The 21,850-nt window shown below is 73.7% G+C and carries 17 protein-coding genes and 1 pseudogene; 8 read left to right on the forward strand and 10 right to left on the reverse strand.

From position 1 onward, the window contains the following. Positions 1 to 12: 12 nt before the first annotated feature. From ACGGAQ_RS02430 to ACGGAQ_RS02445, 4 genes are all read left to right on the forward strand, one after another. Positions 13 to 1,020: a cytochrome d ubiquinol oxidase subunit II gene (locus tag ACGGAQ_RS02430; protein ID WP_393043870.1), complete on the forward strand. Its 1,008-nt coding sequence runs from the start codon at positions 13 to 15 to the stop codon at positions 1,018 to 1,020. After that, positions 1,017 to 2,693, forward strand: a complete 1,677-nt coding sequence (gene cydD, locus ACGGAQ_RS02435; RefSeq protein ID WP_393043871.1) for a thiol reductant ABC exporter subunit CydD — start codon at positions 1,017 to 1,019, stop codon at positions 2,691 to 2,693. Before ACGGAQ_RS02430 ends, cydD begins: the two co-directional genes overlap by 4 nt. After that, the gene (gene cydC / locus ACGGAQ_RS02440) at positions 2,690 to 4,495 is read left to right on the forward strand and encodes a thiol reductant ABC exporter subunit CydC (protein WP_393043873.1); all 1,806 of its coding nucleotides are present in this window, start codon (positions 2,690 to 2,692) and stop codon (positions 4,493 to 4,495) included. The genes cydD and cydC overlap by 4 nt, the downstream gene beginning before the upstream one ends. 68 nt (positions 4,496 to 4,563) lie before the next feature. After that, on the forward strand, positions 4,564 to 5,238 hold the full coding sequence (locus ACGGAQ_RS02445) for a permease prefix domain 1-containing protein (protein WP_393043875.1): 675 nt from the start codon (positions 4,564 to 4,566) through the stop codon (positions 5,236 to 5,238). 15 nt (positions 5,239 to 5,253) lie between these two features. Here ACGGAQ_RS02445 and ACGGAQ_RS02450 read toward each other — a convergent pair whose 3' ends face one another. Further along, positions 5,254 to 5,595, reverse strand: a complete 342-nt coding sequence (locus ACGGAQ_RS02450) for a PadR family transcriptional regulator (protein ID WP_393043877.1) — start codon at positions 5,593 to 5,595, stop codon at positions 5,254 to 5,256. Positions 5,596 to 5,755: 160 nt separating this feature from the next. On the opposite strand from ACGGAQ_RS02450, the gene ACGGAQ_RS02455 reads away from it, so the two are divergent. Further along, positions 5,756 to 6,727, forward strand: coding sequence for a DNA primase (locus ACGGAQ_RS02455; protein ID WP_393043879.1), 972 nt, complete (start codon positions 5,756 to 5,758; stop codon positions 6,725 to 6,727). A gap of 39 nt (positions 6,728 to 6,766) precedes the next feature. After that, positions 6,767 to 9,184: a transposase gene (locus ACGGAQ_RS02460; protein ID WP_393045629.1), complete on the forward strand. Its 2,418-nt coding sequence runs from the start codon at positions 6,767 to 6,769 to the stop codon at positions 9,182 to 9,184. Positions 9,185 to 9,451: 267 nt separating this feature from the next. Here the strand turns inward: ACGGAQ_RS02460 and ACGGAQ_RS02465 are convergent. From ACGGAQ_RS02465 to ACGGAQ_RS02480, 4 genes and pseudogenes are all read right to left on the reverse strand, one after another. Further along, positions 9,452 to 10,049: pseudogene (locus tag ACGGAQ_RS02465) on the reverse strand (ATP/GTP-binding protein). Position 10,050: 1 nt separating this feature from the next. Further along, a complete protein-coding gene (locus ACGGAQ_RS02470) occupies positions 10,051 to 10,425 on the reverse strand; it encodes a DUF742 domain-containing protein (RefSeq protein WP_393043881.1) in 375 nt (124 codons plus the stop codon). A 98-nt stretch (positions 10,426 to 10,523) separates the two neighbouring features. Then, positions 10,524 to 10,928, reverse strand: coding sequence for a roadblock/LC7 domain-containing protein (locus tag ACGGAQ_RS02475; protein WP_007455462.1), 405 nt, complete (start codon positions 10,926 to 10,928; stop codon positions 10,524 to 10,526). After that, complete coding sequence (locus tag ACGGAQ_RS02480; RefSeq protein WP_393043883.1) at positions 10,925 to 14,593, reverse strand: nitrate- and nitrite sensing domain-containing protein; 3,669 nt, start codon at positions 14,591 to 14,593, stop codon at positions 10,925 to 10,927. The genes ACGGAQ_RS02475 and ACGGAQ_RS02480 overlap by 4 nt, the downstream gene beginning before the upstream one ends. 502 nt (positions 14,594 to 15,095) lie before the next feature. Between ACGGAQ_RS02480 and ACGGAQ_RS02485 the strand changes: the two genes are divergently transcribed. Beyond that, positions 15,096 to 15,413 carry a hypothetical protein gene (locus ACGGAQ_RS02485; protein WP_393043885.1) on the forward strand — a complete coding sequence of 106 codons (318 nt, stop codon included), beginning with the start codon at positions 15,096 to 15,098 and terminating at the stop codon, positions 15,411 to 15,413. Between the two features lie 47 nt (positions 15,414 to 15,460). On the opposite strand, the gene ACGGAQ_RS02490 is transcribed toward ACGGAQ_RS02485, so the two are convergent. Further along, the gene (locus tag ACGGAQ_RS02490) at positions 15,461 to 16,534 is read right to left on the reverse strand and encodes an adenosine deaminase (protein WP_393043887.1); all 1,074 of its coding nucleotides are present in this window, start codon (positions 16,532 to 16,534) and stop codon (positions 15,461 to 15,463) included. Between the two features lie 93 nt (positions 16,535 to 16,627). Here ACGGAQ_RS02490 and ACGGAQ_RS02495 point away from each other — a divergent pair, with 93 nt between their 5' ends. After that, entirely contained in the window at positions 16,628 to 17,500 is an 873-nt protein-coding gene (locus tag ACGGAQ_RS02495) for a putative RNA methyltransferase (RefSeq protein ID WP_393043889.1), read from the forward strand. Positions 17,501 to 17,503: 3 nt separating this feature from the next. Here ACGGAQ_RS02495 and ACGGAQ_RS02500 read toward each other — a convergent pair whose 3' ends face one another. From ACGGAQ_RS02500 to ACGGAQ_RS02515, 4 genes are all read right to left on the reverse strand, one after another. Next, complete coding sequence (locus ACGGAQ_RS02500) at positions 17,504 to 18,184, reverse strand: DUF4272 domain-containing protein (protein ID WP_393043891.1); 681 nt, start codon at positions 18,182 to 18,184, stop codon at positions 17,504 to 17,506. Positions 18,185 to 18,295: 111 nt separating this feature from the next. Then, positions 18,296 to 19,576 (reverse strand): thymidine phosphorylase, encoded by a 1,281-nt coding sequence (locus ACGGAQ_RS02505; RefSeq protein WP_393043893.1) that lies wholly within the window; start codon positions 19,574 to 19,576, stop codon positions 18,296 to 18,298. Between the two features lie 138 nt (positions 19,577 to 19,714). Further along, entirely contained in the window at positions 19,715 to 20,419 is a 705-nt protein-coding gene (locus ACGGAQ_RS02510; protein WP_393043895.1) for a cytidine deaminase, read from the reverse strand. A gap of 152 nt (positions 20,420 to 20,571) precedes the next feature. Then, positions 20,572 to 21,849, reverse strand: coding sequence for an ABC transporter permease (locus ACGGAQ_RS02515; protein ID WP_393043897.1), 1,278 nt, complete (start codon positions 21,847 to 21,849; stop codon positions 20,572 to 20,574). Position 21,850 lies beyond the last annotated feature (1 nt).

The following is a 21,850-nucleotide window of genomic DNA, read 5'->3' on the forward strand; positions in this document are numbered from 1 at the left end:
GGAGACTCACCCGTGGATCTCGCCTGGTACGCCCTTCTCGGCCTCTTCTTCGCCTGCTACCTCGTGCTCGCGGGCTACGACTACGGCGTCGGGTTGCTGCTCGCCCGGGGCGGCGCCCCGGCCGGGCGGCGGGCCGCGCTCACCGCCCTCGGCCCGTTCTTCCTCGGCAACGAGGTCTGGCTGGTCGCCGCCGTGGGCATCCTGTTCGGCGCCTTCCCGGTGCTGGAGGGTGAACTGCTCGCCGGCTGCTACCCGGCGGTCGCCGGCGCGCTGGTCGGCGTCGTCCTGGTCACCGCCGGGGTGCAACTGCGCAGCCGGCCGAGCGACGAGCGGGTCCGTGCCCGCTGGGACCGGGTCATCGTGGTCGGCAGCGCGCTCGCCGCGCTGGGCTGGGGCGTGGTGCTGGCCGCCCTGTTGCAGGGCGTGCCCCGCCAGGCCGACGGGCACGTCGCCGGGGTGTCGCACCTGGCCACCCCGTTCGCGGCGACCGCCGGGCTGACCATGGTCGCCCTTGTCGCGGTGCACGGTGCGACCTTCCTCACGCTGCGACTGCCGGCCGACGCCGCCGCCGTGGCCGGCCGCACGGCCCGCCGGCTGGTGCCGGTGGCGCTCTGCGCGGTCGCCGTGGCCACCGTCGTGGGCCTGCTCTCCTCTCGGGTACGCGACGCCATCGAGCGACCGGCGGTGGCCGTACTCCTGCCGGTGTTGCTGGTGGTGGCGTTGCTGGCGGCCCGCGCGGCGCTGGCGCGGCGGCGGCCCGGGTGGGCCCTGATCGCCACCGGCGCGGCAATGGCGCTGCCGGTGGCGCTGGTCGGCGCGGCTCTCTGGCCCTACGTGCTGGTGTCCACGACCGACCCGGGCGCGTCGCTGACGGTGGCCGACGCGGCCGCCAGCGCGCCGACGTTGCGGCTGCTTGGCTGGGTGGCGCTGCCGCTGCTGCCGGCCCTACTAGGCTTCCAGGCGATGTGCTGGTGGGTTTTCCGGGGACGGACCGACGGCAGGGCACCGGTGTACTGGTGAACCGCCGTCCCTTCGACCCGCGTCTGCTGCGTCGGGTCCCCGCGGCCCGGCGCGATCTTGCCGTGCTCGCGCTCCTCGGCGTGCTCGCCGCCGCGTTGATCGTCGCGCAGGCCACCGCGCTGGCGGCCGTGCTGGCCACCGCCTTCGACGGGCAGCTCAACCGGCCGGCGCTGGCGGGTCTCGTGGTCGCGGTCGCCGCCCGGTCGGCGCTGGTCTGGGCACAGGGCACGGTCTCCGCGCGGGTCGCCGCCACGGTCAAGGCCACGCTACGGGCCGACCTGCTCGGCGCGGTGGGGCGGCACGGGCCGGGCTGGGTGGCGGGGCAGCGGGCCGGCGAGCTGGCCACCCTGGCCGGGCGTGGGCTGGACGCGCTGGACGCCTACTTCACCGGGTACCTGCCGCAGTTGGTGCTCAGCGTGACGGTGCCCGTGGCCGTGCTGGCTCGGATCGTGTTCGCCGACTGGAGCTCGGCGCTGATCATCGCGTTGACGCTGCCGCTGATCCCGGTCTTCGGCGCGCTGCTCGGCTGGCAGGCGCAGGCCGCCACCGAGCGGCAGTGGCGTCGGCTGGCCCTGCTGGGTGGCCACTTCCTGGACATGGTGGCCGGTCTGCCCACCCTGCGCGCGTTCGGCCGGGCCCGCGCGCAGACCGAGGTGGTCCGCCGGATGGCCGACGGGCACCGGGTCGCCACCATGAAGACGCTGCGGATCGCGTTCCTCTCGGCGCTGGTGCTGGAGCTGGTCGCCACGCTCTCGGTGGCCCTGGTCGCGGTGCCGGTCGGCATCCGGCTGCTCGGCGGCGGGCTGGCCCTGCACACCGCGCTGCTGGTGCTGCTGCTCACCCCCGAGGCGTACCTGCCGCTGCGGGCCGCCGGCAGCCGCTTCCACGCCAGCATGGAAGGGCTCACCGCGCTGGACGAGGCGCTCACCGTCTCGGCCGCGCCCGCCACCCCCCGCGCCGCCGAGGGCGCGACCATCCCGGACGGTCGCGGTGAGATCCGGTTCGAGGCCGTGACCGTGGCGTACGAGCGGACCACCGCGCTGCGCGACGTGACCCTGACCGTCCGACCCGGCGAACGAATCGCCATCATCGGGCCCAGCGGCGCCGGCAAGAGCACCCTGCTCGGTCTGCTGCTCGGCTTCGTGACCCCGACCAGCGGCCGGATCACCGTCGACGGCGTCGACCTCGCCACCGCCGACCCGGACGCCTGGCGTCGACAGCTCGCCTGGGTGCCGCAGCGCGCCCACCTCTTCGCCACCTCGCTGGCCGACAACATCCGGCTCGGCGCACCGGACACCCCGCCCGAGGCGCTCGCCGCCGCAGTGCGCGCCGCGGCCCTGGACGACGTGGTGGCCGGCCTGCCCGACGGGCTGGACACGCCGCTCGGCGAGCGCGGGCACGGCCTGTCCAGCGGCCAGCGACAGCGGGTCGCACTGGCCCGGGCGTTCCTGCGCGACGCCCCGGTGGTGCTGCTCGACGAGCCCACGGCGCGGCTGGACACGGCCGCGGAGGCGGTGGTGCTCGACGCCACCCGCCGGCTGGTCGCCGGACGGACGGCGCTGCTGGTGGCCCACCGGCCAGCGCTGCTGACCGATGCCGACCGGGTCCTGCGCATCGAGGACGGCCGGGTCACCGAGCTGACGCCCGAACCGATCGGGAAGGCGGCCCGATGAGCGCGGAACACGGGCCGGAGGTCGCGGCCGGGGTGACATCGTCCGGCGAGGCATCGGCCGGGCGGGCCGGCGCTGAGCGGGCGGTGCTGCGGCTGGCCCGCCCGTACCTGGGTCGACTGGCCGGCGCCGGGCTGCTCGCCGCCGCCACCGAGTTCGCCGGGATCGCCCTGATGGCCACCGCGACGTGGCTGCTGATGAGCGCCGCCGGGCGGCCTCCGCTGGACCGGCTCACCGTGGCGATCGTCGCGGTCCGGGCGCTGGCGATCAGCCGGGGCGTGTTCCGCTACACCGAACGGCTCGCCGGGCACGACGCGGTCCTCCGCATGATCACCGACGTGCGGGCCCGGGTCTTCGCCACCCTCACGGCCCGCCGCGACACTCGACACCGCTCGGGGGACGTCCTGAGCCGGCTGGTGTCCGACGTCGAGGCGGTCCAGGATCTGCTGCTGCGGGTGCTGGTGCCCGGCTCGGCGGCGGCCCTGGTCGGGGTGCTGGCGGTGGCCGGGGCGGCGCTGATCTCGCCACCGGCCGCCGGTGTGCTGGCGCTCGGGCTGGTGGTCGCCGGTGTGGCGCTGCCGGCGCTGGCCACCGCGGTCACCCGGCGCAGCGCGGCCGAGGTGGCACCGCTGCGCGGCGCGCTGGCCACCGACGCCGTCGACCTCACCCACGGCGCCGCCGACCTGGCCGCGTTCGGGGCGACCGACGCCGCGCTGCGCGCCGCCGAGCAGCGGGCCGGCCGGCTCGCCCGGCTGGAACGCCGGCTGGCCGCCACCGGCTTCGCGGTGGACGCCGCAGGGGTGTTGACCGCCGGCCTGACCGCCGCCGCGGTGGTGCTGGTCGCGCTGGCCTCCGACGTACCGGGCGTCCTGGTCGGGGTGCTGGCCGTCGGCACCCTGGCCGCCGTGGAGGTGGCGCTGGCCCTGGTCTCGGCCGCCCGGCAGTGGACCCAGCTGCGGCCCGGCCTGGCCCGGGTGGCCGCCCTCCTCGACGTCGACACGCCCGTTGCCCCGCCCGCTCCCCCGGTGACCGACCGGGCCGACCCGCACGACCTGCGCTTCGACGAGGTGAGCGTGCGGTACCGGACCGGCGCCGCACCCGCGCTGGACCGGGTGAGCCTGGACCTGCCCGCCGGCCGGCGCATCGCCGTCGTCGGCCCGAGCGGCGCCGGCAAGAGCACCCTGGCTGCCGTGCTGACCGGGGCGGTCCGACCCACCTCCGGCCAGGTCACCCTGGCCGGCCGCGACCTGGGGACGTACGCCGAGGAGGAGCTGCCCCGCAACGTCGGCGGACTGCTCGCCGAGGCGTACGTCTTCCATGCCACCGTCCGGGAGAACCTGCTGCTCGGGCGGGCCGGAGCCGACGAGGACGAGTTGACCGCCACCATGACGGCCGCGGGCCTGCTGGACTGGGTACGCGCCCAGCCGGCCGGCTGGGACACCCTGGTCGGCGAGGAGGGCGGCCAGCTCTCCGGCGGCCAGCGGCAACGGCTCGCGCTCGCCCGGGCCCTGCTCGCCGCGCCGCCGGTGCTGGTGCTCGACGAGCCCACCGAGGGGCTGGACCCGGCCGCCGCCGACGCGGTGCTCGCCTCCGCCCTCGCGGCCACCCCCGCCGGGCACTCGGTCCTGCTGATCAGCCACCGGCTCAGCGGGCTGGCCGACCTCGACGAGATCGTCGTCCTCGACGGCGGCCGGGTGATCCAGCGCGGCCGGCACGCCGAGTTGGTCGCGACCCCCGGCTGGTACCGGGACCAGTGGCTTCTCCAGGCAGCCGCCGAGCGCGGGTACCTGGCCCTCGCTCCCTGATCCGCTTCGGGGACGGACCAGGGTTCTCCCCGACGTGGGGGCGCTCGCGTCCGTGGCAGGGTGGTGCCATGCGGCATGCCGAGGACTTCCTGGTCGAGGAGCACCTGCGGGCGCTGGAGTCCCGGTTGCAGGGGCCGGCGCGGCTGAAGTCCGACCTGCTCACCGAGGCGCGGCACGACCTGCTGGACGCCGTCGACGCGTACCGCTCCAGCGGTGTGCCGCCCACGGAGGCGCAGCTGCGGGCGGTGGCCGAGTTCGGCTCACCGGCGCAGTTGCTGCCCTCCTGGCAGGCGGAGTTGGCGGTGGCCGCCCTGCGCGGCCTGTCCCTGCGGATGCTCGCCGTGGCCGGGGTTCTGGTGGCCGCCGGCGACCTGACATGGCGCGGGTCGAGCTGGAGTGCGGGTCCGCAGCCGCCGGCGCTCTACCGGCTGCTGTCCGCCTCGGTCGACTGGATCTGGCTCGGCGCGCTGCTGCTGGCCGCGACCGGCCTGCTGGTGGTCTGGGCGAGCGCCCGGTCGTCGCGACCGGGCCTGGCGGCGGCGCAGCGCGCGGTGGGCGCCGCCCTGATCGGCACGCTGGTCCTCGGCATCGTGGCCGGCGGGGCTCTCTTCGTCTGGTCGATCGATCTGTGGAACGCGGCGCTGACGTGGCCGCCGATGATCGTCGGCATGGTGGTGGTGGGTGGGGCGTACTTCTCCCTGACCCGCGCCGCGCGCGGCTGGCTGCGGGCCGCCGTCCGCTGAGCGGGCGTCCAGTGCTCAGGCGGGGGTGACGGGCGGGCTGCCGGGGTCGAGGAACCGGCCGACCGTCGCGCGGAACTCCTGCCAGCCGGCGCGCTCGCCCGCCAACGCGCGGCGGCCGGAGTCGGTGAGCTGGTAGGTCCGCCGCTCCCGGCCGTTGACCGTGCTCCAGGTGCTCGCCACGTGACCGGCGCGCTCCAGCCGACGCAGCGCCGGATAGATCGTGCCGGTGGGCAGGTCGAGATTGCCGTCACTGCGCGCCCGCAGGGACTCGATGATGGCGTACCCGTGCAGCGCGCCCTGTTCGAGAACGGCGAGCAGAAGGGCGTCGAGGTGGCCGTGCAGCGCCTGGGCCTTCATGCGTAGTTACGCTACTTGTCGAACGCCCGGATCGCCACCGTCGCGCCCGCGCAGGCCCGAGACGTTTCTCGGTCGGCCACCGGGGTGCGGGCTCCGGGCTTCCCGAGCCGCCGACTAGGGTATGTGCCCAGAGTCACTCGCCGGTCGGAGACGCCGGCGGGTGGGCAACCCGAAGCACACGGAGGTCAGCGTGGCCCGCCAGTCGCCCCAACGGCCCGACGCCGACGAGCCCGAGCTCGACGACACCACCGGCCCGGCCGAGCCAGACGAGGCCGACGAGGCCGACGACACCCCCCGCGCGTCGGCCGACCGGTCGCTCTGGGACGAGCTGCGGATCGACCCGGTGGAGATCGCCCTGCCCGCCGGCACCGGCTTCACGCTGCGGGCGTACCGGCCCGCCGGGTCACTGACCCCGACCGACGTGACCGAGCGCGACCAGGACGACCCGTTCCTCGCCCGCCGGCAGGTGATCGAGGAGGAGGAGGACGACGAGACCGTCGTCATCCTCGACGAGGAGTTGGCCGAGGAGTTCGCCGACAGCGACGAGGACGAGCCGTCCCGCCGTCGCCGCGACAGCGCCACGGACGCCGACGCGACCGCGGACGACGAGGCCGAGGACGAGGACGCCACCGACGAGGCGGACGACGAGGAGGTGCCGGTCTTCCTCAGCCACCGGGGCAAGCTGCTGCTGTTCAAGACGCCCGAATCGCTTGTCAGTTTCATCCGCTCCGGCGCACCCAACGATCTGTCCCAACTGGACAGCTGGAATGAATTGTCCGAACGGGTGGAGCCGGCCGACATCGCGCCGCTCGACGAGGACACCTACGAACTCGACCTCGTCGTGGAGAACCTGCGCGGCGGTCACGACAGCTGGGATTCGACGCTGCTGATCGAGGCCGGCGAGGTCGCCCGCGACCTGTCGTACGCGTTGCGCCTGCCTGCGGTTCTGGACATGCTCTCCGCCGGCTCCAGCCTCGACGACCTGGACGAGGCGCTGCGGGCCACGGCCAACGGCGGGATCGGCGCCTTCATGGGCCGGCGACGGTTGAAGAAGATCGGGGCACAGACCGCGAGTTTGGGTTGGCGCACCATTGTCGGCAAGATCTCTGCGGTGGTGGACTGGCGCGACTGACCCGTACCGGGGAGCATCAGTTGCTGGCAGTAGGAAGACCTGTCCCGGGAGGAGGACGACGCCGTGGCGCTCGTGCGCGTGTACTGCGGTCTGGCCTCGGCGGATCCGGCTGACCGACCGGCCTCGGCCGGTTCGACGCTGACGTCCGCTGTGGTCGACGACGCAGGCCGTCTGCTGCATGTCAGCGAGATCGGCGACGACGCGGCTGGCTACGCCCAGCTCGTCGCGCTGCTCGTGGAGCGGTCGGGCGGGCCGAGCGGTGCGGCCATCGCCGCCGACAGCGACGACCACACGGTCACCTCGCTGTTGAGCGCGGCGGGTCGTCCCCTGGCGATCGCCGACGACGACTCGGTGGACGACTTCGCCGAGCGGTTCGCCGACGACGACTCTCTGGAGGAGATGCAGTCACCCCCGGCCGAGCGCCGGGCCGTCGGTCTGGCCCGCGCGTTGCAGGCCGGTGCGCTCTCCGCCGTCACGCTGCCGGCTCCCCGGGACCTCGCCGGCTACAAGCAGGTGCTCGCCGCGCACGCCGCCCTGGCCAGTGGCCGGCACTCCGCCGCCGTGGCGCTGCGCGAGGTGCTGCGGGAGCTCTACCCGGCGGCGCTGCGCGCCTATCCGGATCCGGCCGAGCCGGTGTCGCTGGCCGTGCTGGACGCGCTGCCCGAGCCGGGCATGCTCGGCGGCACCATCGCCCGTGGCCGCGAGGTGTCCGTCGCCGCGGACGCCATCGCCGCGCATCTCGCGGCGGACGGGGTCGCCGACGCCGAAGAGATCAACGAGGCGGTCACCGCGCTGCGGGTCGCCATCTCGGAGACGCCGCGCCGCGCCGCCGTCAACCGGGCGCTCACCTCCGCCGTGGCCGAGACCGTCCGGCAGGCCGTCGCCTCCGTACGGGCCTGTGACGCCGGCTGCGAGGCCCTCGTCAGCGCGCTCAGCGCGCGGGTCAGCACGCCCGCCCCGGCCCCCGGCCGACGGGCCGCCGCCCGTCGTGGCGAGTCGGTCGGCGAGCTGACCGGCCTCGCCGGCACCGGCGCCGGCCTGCGCTCCGTCCGACCGAACCCGGTCACCGCCGAGCCCACACCCGTCACCGGCCGACGCAGCCGACCCGAGCCGGCACCGGGCAGCGCTCCGCTGGCATCGCCGCGCCCACTCGGGCCGCCGCCGGTCGCCCCCGCTCCGGTCACCCCTCCGCCGATCGCACCCGCGCCGATCGCACCGGCCGCGGTCGCCGGCCCGCCGGTGTCCGCGCCTCCCGGGCGTGCCGAGCCGATCCCGAGCCGGATCGACGGCCCGACCAACCGGCCGGTCTCGTCGCCGCCGCCCCCGCCGCCGGGGATCACCCCCATCGCGCCGGCTCAGCGGGGCACCGTGCCGCCGGCCGAGGCGGGCGAGCCGTTCCGGCCGACCCTCACCACCGCTGCGATCAACCACGCGCGGGCCGAGCGGCAGCGTACGGTCATTCCGCCCCGCCCGAAGACCAACGGCGAGCGGCAGAGTCACGTGCAGCGGCCGGTCGAGGAGCCGCCCACCGGCGGGTTCAGCGCCACCGACCTCAGCATCCCGGTGCCCGCTCCCCGGCCGGGTCAGGAGCCGGCGGCCCCCCCGGGTTCCCGGGCGAACTGGCCCTTGGTCAACAACCCGGAGGACCCGGCCGACAGCTCGCCGAACAACCCGGTCGCCTACTCGTACGGCGGCAACCGCGTCGACGCCCCGACCGACCCGGGCCGGGCCGATGGGCGGGTCACGCCGCCCTGGCTGGCCGACGACCTGCCCCAGGAGCCGCCCATGCTGCGGCTGGTCGAGCCGCCGCCGCTGGCGGACCGGGCACTGCGGGAAGGGCTCAACCCACCCGCCGGTGACCCCCGCCTGGAGACGCCGCCGCTGCGGCTTGTCGACCGGGAGCAGGCCGCCCGCAACAACCGTCCGGCGCCCCGCGTCGAGCGGGCCGCCGAGCACCGGCCGCCTCCCCCGGTCGAGCACCGGCCGCCGCCGGTCGAGCATCGACCGCCGCCGGTGGCGGACGAGGGCGACGGCGATCTGCTGATCTTCGCGCAGGCCAAGTCGGCGTGGTTCGTCGGGCACACCGAGGAGGAGTCCGACCTGGACTGGTCGACCACGGCCGACACCGGGTGGCAGGCCGCCGAGCAGGCAGCCCGCCCCGCGGTGGGCGCCGAGACCAACGCCGGGCTGCCGAAGCGCGTCCCGCAGGCCAACCTGGTCCCGGGTTCCCCGCTGCGCGAGGAGCGCCCACTGCGGATAGTGCGCGACGCGGCGAGCCTCGCGGAGAACACCACCGGCTACTTCCGCGGCTGGCGTCGTGGGCAGGAGATCGGCGGGTTCGCGGTGGGCGGCCGGCCGGGCCGGGAGGCCGCCGGCGGCTGGGACTTCAGCCGCGACCACGGGGACCGCGACGACGACCGGGAGTACGAGTACCGCTCCGCCGGCTACCAGTCCTGAGCGACTCTCTCCCGTACGCGTTCCTTCCGCCCTCAGCCGTACACCGGCTGGGGGCGGAAGTGCGTTCAGGGGCCAACCAGACCGGCCCGCGCACACGCGGGTAGGGCGGCCCGACCGACCGCACGCCAACGCAAGAGATCTTGGAAGGTGTCCTGCCCTTCGGGGCGGGTTCCTTCCAAGATCTCTTGAGGCGAAACCGTTCCTGCCCGGGCAGCATTCAGCGCCCGGTGGCGGCCAGGGCCACCACCGGGCGCGAGAGCGTCCCGATCAGGCCGGGGCGACGGCGCGCGTACGGCGCATGGTGAGCACGTACTCGACCAGTGAGATCAGCACGTGCTTCGTCGACTCCCGGTTACGGGCGTCGCAGGCCACCACCGGCACGTCGCTCGAGATCGCCAAGGCGTCCCGGACGTCCTGCGGGTCGTGGTACTGCATCCCGTCGAAGCAGTTGATGGCCACCAGGTACGGCAGCCGCCGGTGCTCGAAGAAGTCGATCGCCGCGAAGCAGTCGGCCAGCCGGCGGGTGTCCACCAGCACGACCGCACCGATCGCGCCCCGCACCAGTTCGTCCCACATGAACCAGAATCGGGTCTGTCTGACCCGGCGTACCGAACAGGTACAGGATCAGGTCACGGTCGATCGAGATCCGGCCGAAGTCCATGGCCACCGTGGTCGTCGTCTTGCCCGGCACCTGCCGGGTGTCGTCGACGCCCACGCCAGCGGAGGTCATGATGGCCTCGGTGGTCAGCGGCGTGATCTCCGAGACCGAGCCGACCAGCGTCGTCTTACCGACGCCGAATCCACCGGCGATAACGATCTTCGCCGACGTCACGCGCCCACTCGGGTTCGGTGGGCGGTGCGACATGTCAGAGCCTGCGAAGTCCACTCAGCACCCTCTCCAGCAGTTCAGTGCCCAACGCGTCGTCGGAGTCGTCCAGGATGGTCGGCTCGTGGACCGCGACCAGGCCGTCCGTCGCCATGTCGGCGATGAGCACCCGGGCCACACCGAGCGGGAGCTGCATCCGCGCCGCGATCTCGGCGAGCGATTGCACGCGTCCGTCACACAGCGCGGCGATGTACTGGTGTTCGCGGCCGCCGCCGTTGCCATTGGCAGCGGCCCGACCGCGCACCGTCGTCTCGACGAGCGCCTCCAGCGCGATGTCGAGCCGGGGACGGGTTCGACCACGGGTCACGGCGTATGGACGGACCAACGCACCGGTCGGTTCGTCACGATCGGCCATGTCGCCGCTCACCTCCTTCGCACCCCGTACCGGCTCCCACCGGTGGAACTCGTCGTTCTTGTCGTTTCAGTTGCGCCGACCACACGATCGGCGAGGCGTCAGCCCAGCATGCCCGCGGCCGCACGCGGCTGCGGGGTCAGGGCGTCGCCCACCCGGTCGACCAGTAGTGCCATCTCGTAGCCGACCTGCCCGACGTCGGAGCTGCGGGCCGCCAGCACGGCGAAGGACGAACCATCCGAGATGGACATCAGGAACAGGAAGCCATTGTCCATCTCCACGACGGTCTGGAGCACCGCGCCTCCCTCGAAGCAGCGGGCCGCCCCCTGGGTCAGGCTGACCAGACCGGACGCGATCGCGGCGAGCTGGTCTGCCCGGTCCCGCGGCAGGTCCCGTGACGACGCGAGGAGCAGGCCGTCCGCCGAGACGGCGACCGCATGTGCGACACCGGGCACCCGGTCGGCGAAGTTGGCCAGCAGCCAACCAAGATCCTGCGTAGTTGTCATCCTTCTTGCTCCTTCTGCCCGCTCCCGGCCGCTGGGCCTGAGCCAGACTGCGAGGATTGCTGCCCTCCCGGAGTCGCCTCCGGGCTGGTCGGGTTGTCCGAGGTGCTACGCCCTCGCTGCACGCCCCGATGGTAGGCGGAGAGCAGGCCACGGACCGCCTCCGGGGAACGTCGCTGGACCGAGGTGGTGGGCTTCTCCACCGCGCCCGGCACCAGCTGCGCCATCGGCTTGCGCTTCGGCAGACCGGTCGTGGTGGTCTCGTTGACCGGCACCGCGGTGGCAGCTGCCGAGGCGGCACGCCAGCCGTCGTCGGCGGCGGTCTGCCAGCCGTTGGTCTGCGATTGGGGCCGGCGGTTCGGCAGGCTCTCGGCGAGGCCGGGGCGTGCGCCCCCGTTCGCTGTCGACCCGTTGTCCCGCGGCGCTCCTCCGGCCGTCGGAGTGTCTGCCATCGGCGTGTTACCTGTCGTCCCGGGTGATGTCTTGTGGACTGCCCGACCGGTGGCCTCGACCGCCGCGAACTGCTGGGTCGCGTCACCGCCACCGCCGTTCGCCTTCGGCTTGTCGCCGGCCGCGGCCTCCTCCGGACCCGGACGGCGGGTACGGAACCAGGCGGACTCGAGCTCCCGGAAGATCGGCAGCTCCATGGTCTCGTCCGCGTACCGCTGGCGGTTCTGGGCCTGCGGCTGCTGCGGTGCCGGGCGGTTCTGCGCCGGCGGACGCGACGCCTGGGCCTGGGCCTGCTGAGCCTGGGCCTGCGGAGCCGGAGCCGGCTGAGCCGGGGTCTGCGGGGCTCGGGCCTGCTGAGCCTGGGGCGCCGGAGCCGGCGGCTGGGCCGCGGTGCTCGGCTGGTCGCCGGGGCGCGGCACCCGGGGCAGCTCCGTCGTCATGTCCAGGGCGGCGGCGAGCCGCTCGGGCACCGGCGGGGTCTGCGTGTCCCGCTCGCCGCCGGGCACCGGCGGCCAGGCCGGCGGTGCCGGGGCGCTGGGCGCCGGAGCGGGCGGGGCGGACCGGGGCATGAAGCCGCTGAACGACTGGCCGGAGGCCGGCGGCGCCGAGTACGGCTGGCCGGACGCCGGGGAGGCCGAGACCGGCGACGCGGACACCGGCGGACCGGCGTACGGCTGACCGGAGGCCGGAGCGGCGGACACCGGCGGGCTGCCGTACGGCGCACCCGAGTAGGGCTGGCCGGAGTACGGCTGACCGGACGCCGGCGAGGCGGAGACCGGCGCACCGGAGTAGGGCTGCGCGGAGACCGGCGGCGCGGAGTACGGGTGCACCTCCGGGCTGCTGGGCAACTGCCGGGGAATTGCCGGCTGCTGGCCGGTGGTCGTCGGCTCGTCGCCGGCCCGCCGCTGCGGCAGCGGGTCGATGGGCTGGCCGTTGGCCGTCCGGGGGGTGAACCCGTCGCCGCCGTTGACCCCGTTGCTCGCGCTCGCGCCGGTCAGGTCCGACCAGGCGGGCATCGAACGGTACGCACCGGTGTTGGCGGGCGTGCCGGCGCCGTTGCGCGAGGCCGGGTCGAACGGCCGGCCGCCCAGGGTGACCTGGTTGCCGGACTCGCCGGGGCGGGCTCCGTTGCCCAGCGCGGGCAGCGCGCCGAGGACCGGCGCGGGCCCACCGTGCTGCGGGCCGGCCGCGGGCAGGGCCGGCGGCTGCTGCACCCGGCCGGAGAGCGCGCGGGGCACCAGCACCGAGGTGGGCAGGGTCACGTCGGCGACCGTGCCGCGGTCGGCGCCGGGGCGCAGCTCGACGCGGACGCCGTGCCGCGACGCCAGGCGGGCGACCACGACCAGGCCCATCATCCGGGAGACCGCCACGTCCACCTGCGGCGGCGTCGCGAGCTTGTCGTTGAGCTCGTGCAGCTGCTCGCGGCTGATGCCGATGCCGCGGTCCTCCACGTACAGCGAGGCGCGGTCACCGACCCGGCGGGCCTCGACCATGACCTGCGAGTCCGGAGGAGAGAACGCCGTGGCGTTGTCGAACAGCTCGGCGACGAGGTGCACCAGGTCGTTGACCGCGTGCGCGGCGACCTCGATGTCGCGGTCGATGACCCCGAACTCGATCCGGGTGTAGTGCTCGACCTCGGACTGCGCCGCGCGCAGCACGTCGATGAGCGCGGCCGGCTCGCGCTGCACGCGGGTGGAGTCGGCACCCGCGAGGACGAGCAGGTTCTCGTCGTTGCGGCGCATCCGGGTGGCCAGGTGGTCGAGCTGGAACAGCTCGGCCAGCCGGTCCGGGTCCTCCTCGCCGCGCTCCAGCCGGTCGAGGTGCCCGATGAGGCGGTCGACCAGGATCTGCGAACGACGGGCCAGGTTGACGAACATGGTCGCGACGGAGGCGCGCAGGGCCGCCTGCTCGGCGGCCGTCCGGACGGCTTCCAGGTGGACGGCGTTGAACGCCTCGGTCACCTGGCCGAACTCGTCCTTGCTGCGGACCGGCAGCGGCTCGGCGATCTGGTTTGCCAGCTGCACCGGGGAGAGCTGCCCGACGACCTGCGGGTCACGGAGTCGGGCCACCGCCTGCGGCAGCCCGTACTGGGCGACGGAGAGGGCGCCCTGGCGCAGCTCACGCAGCGAACGGGCCATCGAGCGGGCGACCAGGTACGCGAAGAGGATGGCCAGCAGCAGCATGCTGAGCAGCAGGCCGGTCTCCAGGAACACCTGGCGCTGGACGTCCGAGCGGAGGTTGTCGGCCTCGGCGACCACGTCCCCGTCGAGCTTCGTCTCGACGGCGCGGATCAGCTTGGCGTTGGCCGTCATGGCCGAGTCCCACTGGTCGGGGCCGAACGGGGCGCCACGCATGTCGCCGGTGGTGTTGCCGTCGATCCAGCCGGTGTAGTTCTGCGCCTCGCGGCGGTCACCGCCGGCGACCGTCTGGTCGTGGAACTTCGCCTCGTCAGGGCTCGCGACCGCCTTGAAGCTCTGCAGAGCCTGCTGCTGGCCGGTGCCGCTGGCGATGTAGTCGGTGCGCAGCGCCGGGGTCAGCCTCTGGCCGCCCTGCACGCCCAGCGCGCGGTGGACGACGACCCGGCGGACGGCGAGGAACTCCTTCTCCCGGGCGACCGCCGCGGCGGCGCGCATCCGGTCGCTCAGGTCGTTGTCGCCGGCGAGCTGGGTGGCCGAGTCACGGATGGCGAGCAGGTCGTTGATCAGACCCTCGTACGCCTGGATGGCCTCGGCGAGCTTCAGCTTGCCGTTGAACACCTGACTGCGGACGCCCGGCAGCTCCTGCAGGTTCTGGTCGATGCCGTCGAGCAGACCTTCGAGGCTGCCCGGCAGGTCCTCGATGTCGCCCCGCTGCTGCCGGTACGGGCCCGTCGCCTGGTCGACCCGGGAGTTGACCCGGTTGTAGGCCTCCTGGTACTGCGCCTTCGGCTGCGTCCCCGTGGCCTGCAGCAGCAGCACGGCGGTGGTCCGCTCGTCCTGCAGCGTGTCGACCAGGTCACCCGAATAACTCGACAGGTTGGCCAGGTCGCCGGCTCGGTTGGCATTGTTGAGCGTATCCAGGTGGTCGACCAGACCACTGGTGCCCACAACGACCGTGGCGATGGTCGGCACGATCATGATGAGACCGAGCTTGGACCAGATCGGCATGTCCCGAAGCCGACTGGCCGGCCGGCGCAGCCGCGACAGGAAGGAGCCCGCCGTCTTTGGCCGTTTGCTCACGTCACCGCCCTCGCGATTACAGCTTGAACGCGTTGCCCCGGGCAACGCCCAGCGACCGACCCGGCGGGTCGGACCCCCGAGATTCCATCACGCCGGTCGGCAAGAAGAAAGCCCAGGTTGTCACCGGCTGAAGGTGTGATGAGATGTTGATGCGATTTGATAGCAGTCCGTCTGGCCGGAGTAACTGAAGGTAATGGAACATCCCCACCGCGTTGTCCTGCTCGCCGGCCCCTCAGGCTCTGGAAAGTCGTACATAGCGCAGCAAACCGGGTTGCCGGTGCTGTGTTTGGACGACTTCTACAAGGACGGCGATGACCCTACGTTGCCGCGCCAAAACGGCCAGGTCGATTGGGAATCACCGCAGTCCTGGGACGCCCTGACCGCCGTCGAAACGATTGCTCGACTTGCCCGCGAGGGCCGTGCCGATGTGCCGGTTTATGCGATCGGCGCGGATCGACGGGTGGCCACCCGGCCATTTGATGTCGACGGATCGCCACTTTTCGTGGCCGAAGGGATTTTCGCCGCCGAGATCGTCGAGGAGTGCCGCCGCCGCGGGCTGCTCGCCGGGGCGTACGCGCTGCGCCGTCCGCGCGGGGCGACCTTCCTGCGCCGGCTGGCCCGCGACCTGTCCGAGCAGCGCAAGGCGCCCCGGGTGCTGGTCCGGCGCGGCGTCGCCCTGCTGCGGGCGGAGCCCGCGGTGCTGCGCCGGCAGATGGGGCTGGGCGCCGAGGCGGCCCGCGCCCGGGAGGTGCTGCGCCGGGTGGCCGGCCTGCTCGCCGGCCACCACCCGCACGGCCGCGAAGGCCACCCACAGGGCTGAGGATGCCCCCGCAGAGCCGGGAAGGCCGCCCCCAGGGCGGAGACCCCTCAGGGCAGCAGCTTGGCGTACGCCGGCTTGATCACCTCGTCGATGATCCGCAGTCGCTCGTCGAACGGGATGAAGGCGCTCTTCATCGCGTTGATGGTGAACCACTGCAGCTCGCGCCAGCCGTAGCCGAACGTGTCCACCAGCAGCGACATCTCCCGCGACATCGAGGTGCCGCTCATCAGCCGGTTGTCGGTGTTGACGGTGGCCCGGAACCGCAGGTCGCGCAGGAGCCCGATCGGATGGTCGGCGATCGAGGCCACCGCCCCGGTCTGCACGTTCGACGAGGGGCAGAGCTCCAACGGGATCCGCTTGTCCCGCACGTACGCGGCCAGCCGGCCCAGCGCGCCGTCGGGGGCGATGTCGTCCACGATCCGTACGCCGTGACCGAGCCGGTCCGCGCCGCACCACTGGATCGCCTGCCAGATCGACGGCAGCCCGAACGCCTCGCCGGCGTGGATGGTGAAGTGGAAGTTCTCGCGCTGCAGGTATTCGAAGGCGTCCAGGTGCCGGGTGGGCGGGAAACCCGCCTCGGCGCCGGCGATGTCGAAGCCGACCACCCCCGCGTCGCGGTGCCGCACGGCCAACTCGGCGATCTCCTGTGAGCGCGCCGCGTGCCGCATGGCGGTGAGCAGGGTGCCCACCCGGATGGTCAGGCCGGCCTCGACGGCCTGGGCGGTGCCCTCGGCGAACCCGGCCAGCACGGCCTCGACCACCTCGTCCAGGCTCAGGTCCCGTTCCAGGTGCTGCTCGGGGGCGAACCGCACCTCGGCGTAGACGACCCCGTCGGCGGCCAGGTCCAGCGCGCATTCCCGCGCCACCCGGCGCAGCGCCGGCCCGGTCTGCATGACCGCCACGGTGTGCGCGAACGTTTCCAGGTAACGCTCCAGCGACCCGGAGTCGGCGGCTTCGACGAACCAGCGTCCGAGCGCCTCCGGGTCGGTGGTGGGCAGTTCGTGCCCCACCTCCGCGGCCAGCTCGACGATCGTCGCCGGCCGCAGCCCGCCGTCGAGGTGGTCGTGCAGCAGCGCCTTCGGGACCTTGACGATGTCCTCGTACCGGATAGTTGCGACCATGCTCAGACCCTAGTCAGCGGCCCTGGCCGGGCGAAGCGGGGCGGCTCGCTAGGCTGCCCGGTATGCGCGCACCACCCGAGTTGGCGGCCTGAGGTGGACCCGCGCATCCTCGACCGGCTGCGCTGCCCGGTCTGCGGCGAACCGCTGGCCGAGGCGACCGCCGGCACCGCCCGGGCGCTGCGGTGTCCGCGCGGGCACAGCTTCGACGTGGCCCGGCAGGGGTACGTCAACCTGTTCGCCGGCCGCGCACCGCACTCCGGGGACAGCGCAGAGATGGTGGCCGCCCGCACCGACTTCCTCGCCGCCGGGCACTACGACCCGGTCTCGGACGCCCTGGCCGCCGCCGCGACGCAGGCCGTGCAGCACCTGCGCGACGTGTCGTCGCTCGACGCGTACCCCCTGGTGGTGGATGCCGGCGCGGGCACCGGCCGATACCTCGGCGCGGTGCTGGCGGCGCTGCCGGACGCCGTGGGTCTGGCCCTGGACGTCTCCAAGCCGGCGCTGCGTCGCGCGGCCCGGGCGCACCCCCGGGCGGCCGCGGCGGTCGCCGACACCTGGCAGCGACTGCCCCTCGCGGACGGCTCGACGGCCGTGCTGCTGAACGTGTTCGCCCCACGCAACGGCGCGGAGTTCCACCGGGTGCTCGACCCGGCCGGCACGCTGCTCGTGGTGACGCCCGCCGCCGACCATCTCACCGAGCTGGTGGACGCCCTCGACCTGCTGCGGGTGGACCCGGACAAGGCCGACCGGGTGGTCGCCAGCCTGGGCGGGCACTTCACGCCGGTCAGCTCGACGGTGCACCGCGCGGAGCTGGCCCTGACCCGGCCGGAGGTCGCCACGCTGGTCGGGATGGGTCCGAGCGCCTGGCACACCAACCCGACCGCCCTCGCCGAACGGCTGGCCGCGCTGCCCGAGCCGGTCCGGGTGCGCGTGGCGGTCCGGCTGGACGCCTACCGACGCCGCTGAGGCTCAGGTGGAGAGGTCGACCTCTTCCCAGCCCGGCGGCTCGTCGTGGTACGGCCCGCGCAGGATCACCGCCCACTCCAGCGCCCAGCGTCGCTGCCCGATCGCGTTGGCGTCGACCAGCCCCGGCGCCCGCCGGCCGCTCCGCTCGGTCTCCAGGTAAGCCCAGTCCAGGCAGTAGTGCAGATCGAGCAGGGCCGCCGCGTCGGCCGGGTGCTGCGGCGCGGCGAGGATCCGGGACTGCCAGCGGCCGAAGGTCTCCCCCTCGGCGATGTGCGGCAGCCGCTCGACCAACCGCTCATCCACCGCCAGGGTGGGATCGAGCTGTTTGCTCAGCCCCAGCACCCAGGCCAGCGCGAAGAGCGCGTCGTGGTGCAGCACGAACGACCGGTGGTCGCCCTTGCCGCCCATCACGAACTGCCACTCCGGCGGGGTGACCATCTCGACCAGGTGCGAGCCGAGCAGCCAGCTCATCGCCGCCTGCGGGGGCATCCCGAAGCAGCGCGCCAGGATGAGGTGCAGCACGGCGATGCGCGCCTCGATTTCCGCCCTGGGTCGCAGCTCGATCGCATCACCCGGCTCCCACACGAGCGGGAACGCCGCCGGCGGCAGCGGCAGGCCGAGCCGGGACAGCTCGTCCAGGCTCGCCTCGCGCACCTCGCGCGGGTCGGGGGCAGGTACGGTCACGGGGCAACTTCCTGTCTGCTCGCGACGGCTCAACGCCGGCTGTCCCCCCTTGGCCTGCGAGAATAGCGCTCCCAGGTGACGGGCACCACGCCGCCCCGACCTCCGCCCCGGTCAGCCGATCCGCTCGATGACCAGGGGCGTCGCGGTGGGCGCGATCGGTGCAATGTGCACCGCGCGACTTGCCTCCGCCAGGGCCGCCGGAATCCGCGACGGGTCCTCGGCGCGCAGCTCGTAGAGGGCGTCCCCGGCCCGCACCGGATCGCCCGGCCGCTTGTGCAACACCACCCCGGCCGGCACGCTGACCGGGTCCTCCTTGCGGGCCCGGCCCGCGCCGAGCCGCCAGGCCGCAACCCCCATGGCGTACGCGTCGACGGCCGCGACGTGCCCGTCCTGCTCGGCGCGGACCACCTCGACCTCCGGCGCGGTCGGCATCGGGGCGTCCGGGTCGCCGCCCTGCGCGCGGATCATCGCCCGCCAGGAGTCCATCGCCCGCCCGTCGCGCAGCGCCGCCTCGGGGTCGGCGTCGGGCAGGCCGGCGGCGTCGAGCATCTCCCGGGCCAGGGCGAGCGTCAGCTCCACCACGTCGGCCGGCCCGCCCCCGGCCAGCACCTCGACCGACTCGGTCACCTCGACCGCGTTGCCGATGGCCAGGCCGAGCGGGGTGGACATGTCGGTGAGCAGGGCGACCGTCCGCACTCCGTGCGCACCGCCCAGCTCGACCATCGTGCGGGCCAGCTCGCGGGCCTGGTCGACGGACTTCATGAAGGCGCCCGAGCCGACCTTCACGTCGAGAACCAGCGCCCCGGTCCCCTCGGCGATCTTCTTGCTCATGATCGAGCTGGCGATCAGCGGGATCGCCTCCACGGTGCCGGTCACGTCGCGCAACGCGTACAGCTTGCGGTCGGCGGGGGCGAGCCCGGCGCCGGCCGCGCAGATCACCGCGCCGACGTCACCGAGCTGGGCGATGAACTCGTCGTTGCTCAGCGAGGCCCGCCAGCCCGGGATGGACTCCAGCTTGTCCAGCGTGCCGCCGGTGTGCCCGAGGCCGCGCCCGCTGAGCTGCGGCACCGCGGCACCGCACGCGGCCACCAGCGGGGTGAGCGGCAGGGTGATCTTGTCACCGACGCCGCCGGTGGAGTGCTTGTCGACGGTCGGGCGGCGGACCGACGAGAGGTCGAGCCGCTCACCGCTGGCGATCATCGCGGCGGTCCACCGGGCGATCTCCGGCCCGGTCATGCCGTTGAGCAGGATCGCCATGGCCAGCGCCGCCATCTGCTCGTCGGCGACAACCCCCCGGGTGTACGCGTCCAGCACCCAGTCGATCTGCGCGTCCGACAGCACACCCCCGTCCCGCTTCACCCGAATAACGTCAACAGCAGCAAAACCACTCACCTTGCGGTTCCTTCTCACGTCGTTGTGCAGATCCAGACCGGCGGCCGTGCCCAGGTCGGGGCGGGGGCCGACCGTGCCCGGCGGAGGGATCAAGCCTGACCGCCCGGAGCCGGGCACGGTCGGCCCCCGCCCCCAAGCTCAACCCCAGCGCACCGGGATCTCAGCCGGCGGCTCCCCCTCGCCGGCCCAGAAGATCGTCCCGGTCTCGTCGACCACGACAACGCGGGGCGTGCGGGCCATTCCCCAGGTGATCGCCTCGGCCGGATCGTCCCAGCTCGGGGCCTCCTCCAGCACGCCGGTCTCGGCGCTCGCGTCGTCTCCCGCCGAGCGCTCCCAGTACGCCGTCCAGACCTGCTGCCCGTCCGAGAGGTCCGGATGCACGAAGACGGTGCCGCGTCCACGCCAGGCGGCCAGCCGCTCCGGCACCACCGGCACCGGAGTCTCCCCGGTCACCGCCTCCAGGTCCTCCACGCCGAAGGCGTGCGGCAGCAGTTCCGCCATCCGCAGCGGGCGGGTCTTCGTCTCGATCAGGCACTCCGGCCCGCCGTGCTCCCAGAGCAGCTGCCGGCACCGGCCGCACGGCATCAGCGGCTCACCTGTCGCGTCGACACAGGAGAGCGCGACGAGGCGGCCGCCACCGGTGGCGTGCAGGCTGGAGACGACCCCGCACTCGGCGCAGAGCGTCACCCCGTACGCGGCGTTCTCCACGTTGCAGCCGACCACCACGCGGCCGTCGTCGACAAGCGCGGCCGCGCCGACGGGGAACGTCGAGTACGGGGCGTACGCGTGCCGCATCGCCTCGGTGGCGGCGGCCCGCAACCGCGCCCAGTCAATGTCGGTCATCCCATCATTCTGCCGAAGCAGCCCAGGTCAAAAGCAGGCAGGGCGGCAACCCCACCCACCCCGCCGCCCCAGCGCGGTGATCAAGAGGTTTGCGTCAGGAAAGTCGTCGATCCTGACGCAAACCTCTTGATCACCGAAGGGGTGGGTAGGGGTCAGCCCTTGATGTAGGGCTTGCCGTCGGCGGCGGGTGCCCGGACCCGGCCGACCAGGCCGGCGACGGCCAGGATGGTCGCGAGGTAGGGCAGCATGGCCAGGAACTGGCTCGGGATCACACTGTTGATGGCGCCGAGGTAGGTGGCGAGCTGGTCGGCGAAGCCGAAGAAGAGCGCGGCGAGCAGCGCCCCGGTCGGGTTCCACCGACCGAAGATCAGCGCGGCCAGCGCGATGAAGCCCTTGCCGCCGATCATGTTCTTGGTGAACGAGTAGAGCGCCAGCGTGTACGACGCGCCACCGATACCGGCGACCACACCGGCCAGCAGCACGTTGCGGTAGCGCAACCGGAGCACCTTGACGCCCAACGTGTCGGCGGCGATCGGGTGCTCGCCCACCGACCGGGTCCGCAGCCCCCACCGGGTACGGAAGAGCCCGATGTGGATCACCAGCACCAGCAGCAGGCCGAGGTAGAGGAAGATGTTGCCGCGGAACAGCGCCGGCCCGAGCACCGGGATGTCCTTGAGCAGCGGGATTTCCCAGTTGCTGAAGCGCGGCGCGCTGTTGTACTTCTCCGCGTCGGTCTGCATCAGCCGCTCGTAGAGGAAGCCGGTGACGCCGACCGCCAGCAGGTTCAGCACGATACCCATGACGACCTGGTCGACCAGGTAGCGGATGGCGAAGACGGCCAGCAGCAGCGAGATGAACGCGCCACCGATGGCGGCGGCGACCAGGCCCACCCAGACGCTGCCGGAGATGCTGCCGAACAGCGCGCCGCTGAACGCGCCCATCAGCAACTGCCCCTCGATGGCCACGTTGACCACGCCGGACCGTTCGCAGAGCACGCCGGCGAGCGCACCGAAGATCAACGGCAGGGCCAGGATGAACGTGCCCCGGATGATGTTGACCAGCGGCATGAAGTTCTGCCCGGCGGGCGCGGCGGAGACCTGCCAGCAGAGGAAGGAGAGCACGAAGGCGACCAGCCCGACGCCGAGCACCGGCAGGAACCAGCGCTTCGGCACGCCGGCGAGCAGGGCCGCGCCGGCGGCGATCGCGATGATCCCGAACAGGATCGCGCCGATCGTGCCGTTGATCTCCAGCGCGGCACCGGCCGCGTCGTCGCTCAACGTGAACCGGGCCTCCTGGTCGGTGGCGAGCGCCCCGAACAGCACCGCCGCCAGCAGACCGAGCGCCGTCAGCGTGAGGCCGACCTTGCGGGTCCGGGTCCAGAAACCCTCGTCGACGCCGACCGCGACGTCGGGGACAGCCATGGTGGACATG

Origin of the sequence: Micromonospora sp. NPDC047557 (assembly GCF_043205095.1) — a bacterium.
GTDB lineage: Bacteria > Actinomycetota > Actinomycetes > Mycobacteriales > Micromonosporaceae > Micromonospora.

Excerpts from the sequence above, each read along its gene's own strand:
- cydC (WP_393043873.1), top strand. The coding sequence starts at position 2,690 with ATGAGCGCGGAACACGGGCCGGAGGTCGCGGCCGGGGTGACATCGTCC.
- ACGGAQ_RS02445 (WP_393043875.1), top strand. The coding sequence starts at position 4,564 with ATGCGGCATGCCGAGGACTTCCTGGTCGAGGAGCACCTGCGGGCGCTG.
- ACGGAQ_RS02450 (WP_393043877.1), bottom strand. The coding sequence starts at position 5,595 with ATGAAGGCCCAGGCGCTGCACGGCCACCTCGACGCCCTTCTGCTCGCC.
- ACGGAQ_RS02470 (WP_393043881.1), bottom strand. The coding sequence starts at position 10,425 with ATGGCCGATCGTGACGAACCGACCGGTGCGTTGGTCCGTCCATACGCC.
- ACGGAQ_RS02475 (WP_007455462.1), bottom strand. The coding sequence starts at position 10,928 with ATGACAACTACGCAGGATCTTGGTTGGCTGCTGGCCAACTTCGCCGAC.
- ACGGAQ_RS02490 (WP_393043887.1), bottom strand. The coding sequence starts at position 16,534 with ATGGTCGCAACTATCCGGTACGAGGACATCGTCAAGGTCCCGAAGGCG.
- ACGGAQ_RS02510 (WP_393043895.1), bottom strand. The coding sequence starts at position 20,419 with ATGACCGACATTGACTGGGCGCGGTTGCGGGCCGCCGCCACCGAGGCG.
- ACGGAQ_RS02515 (WP_393043897.1), bottom strand. The coding sequence starts at position 21,849 with ATGTCCACCATGGCTGTCCCCGACGTCGCGGTCGGCGTCGACGAGGGT.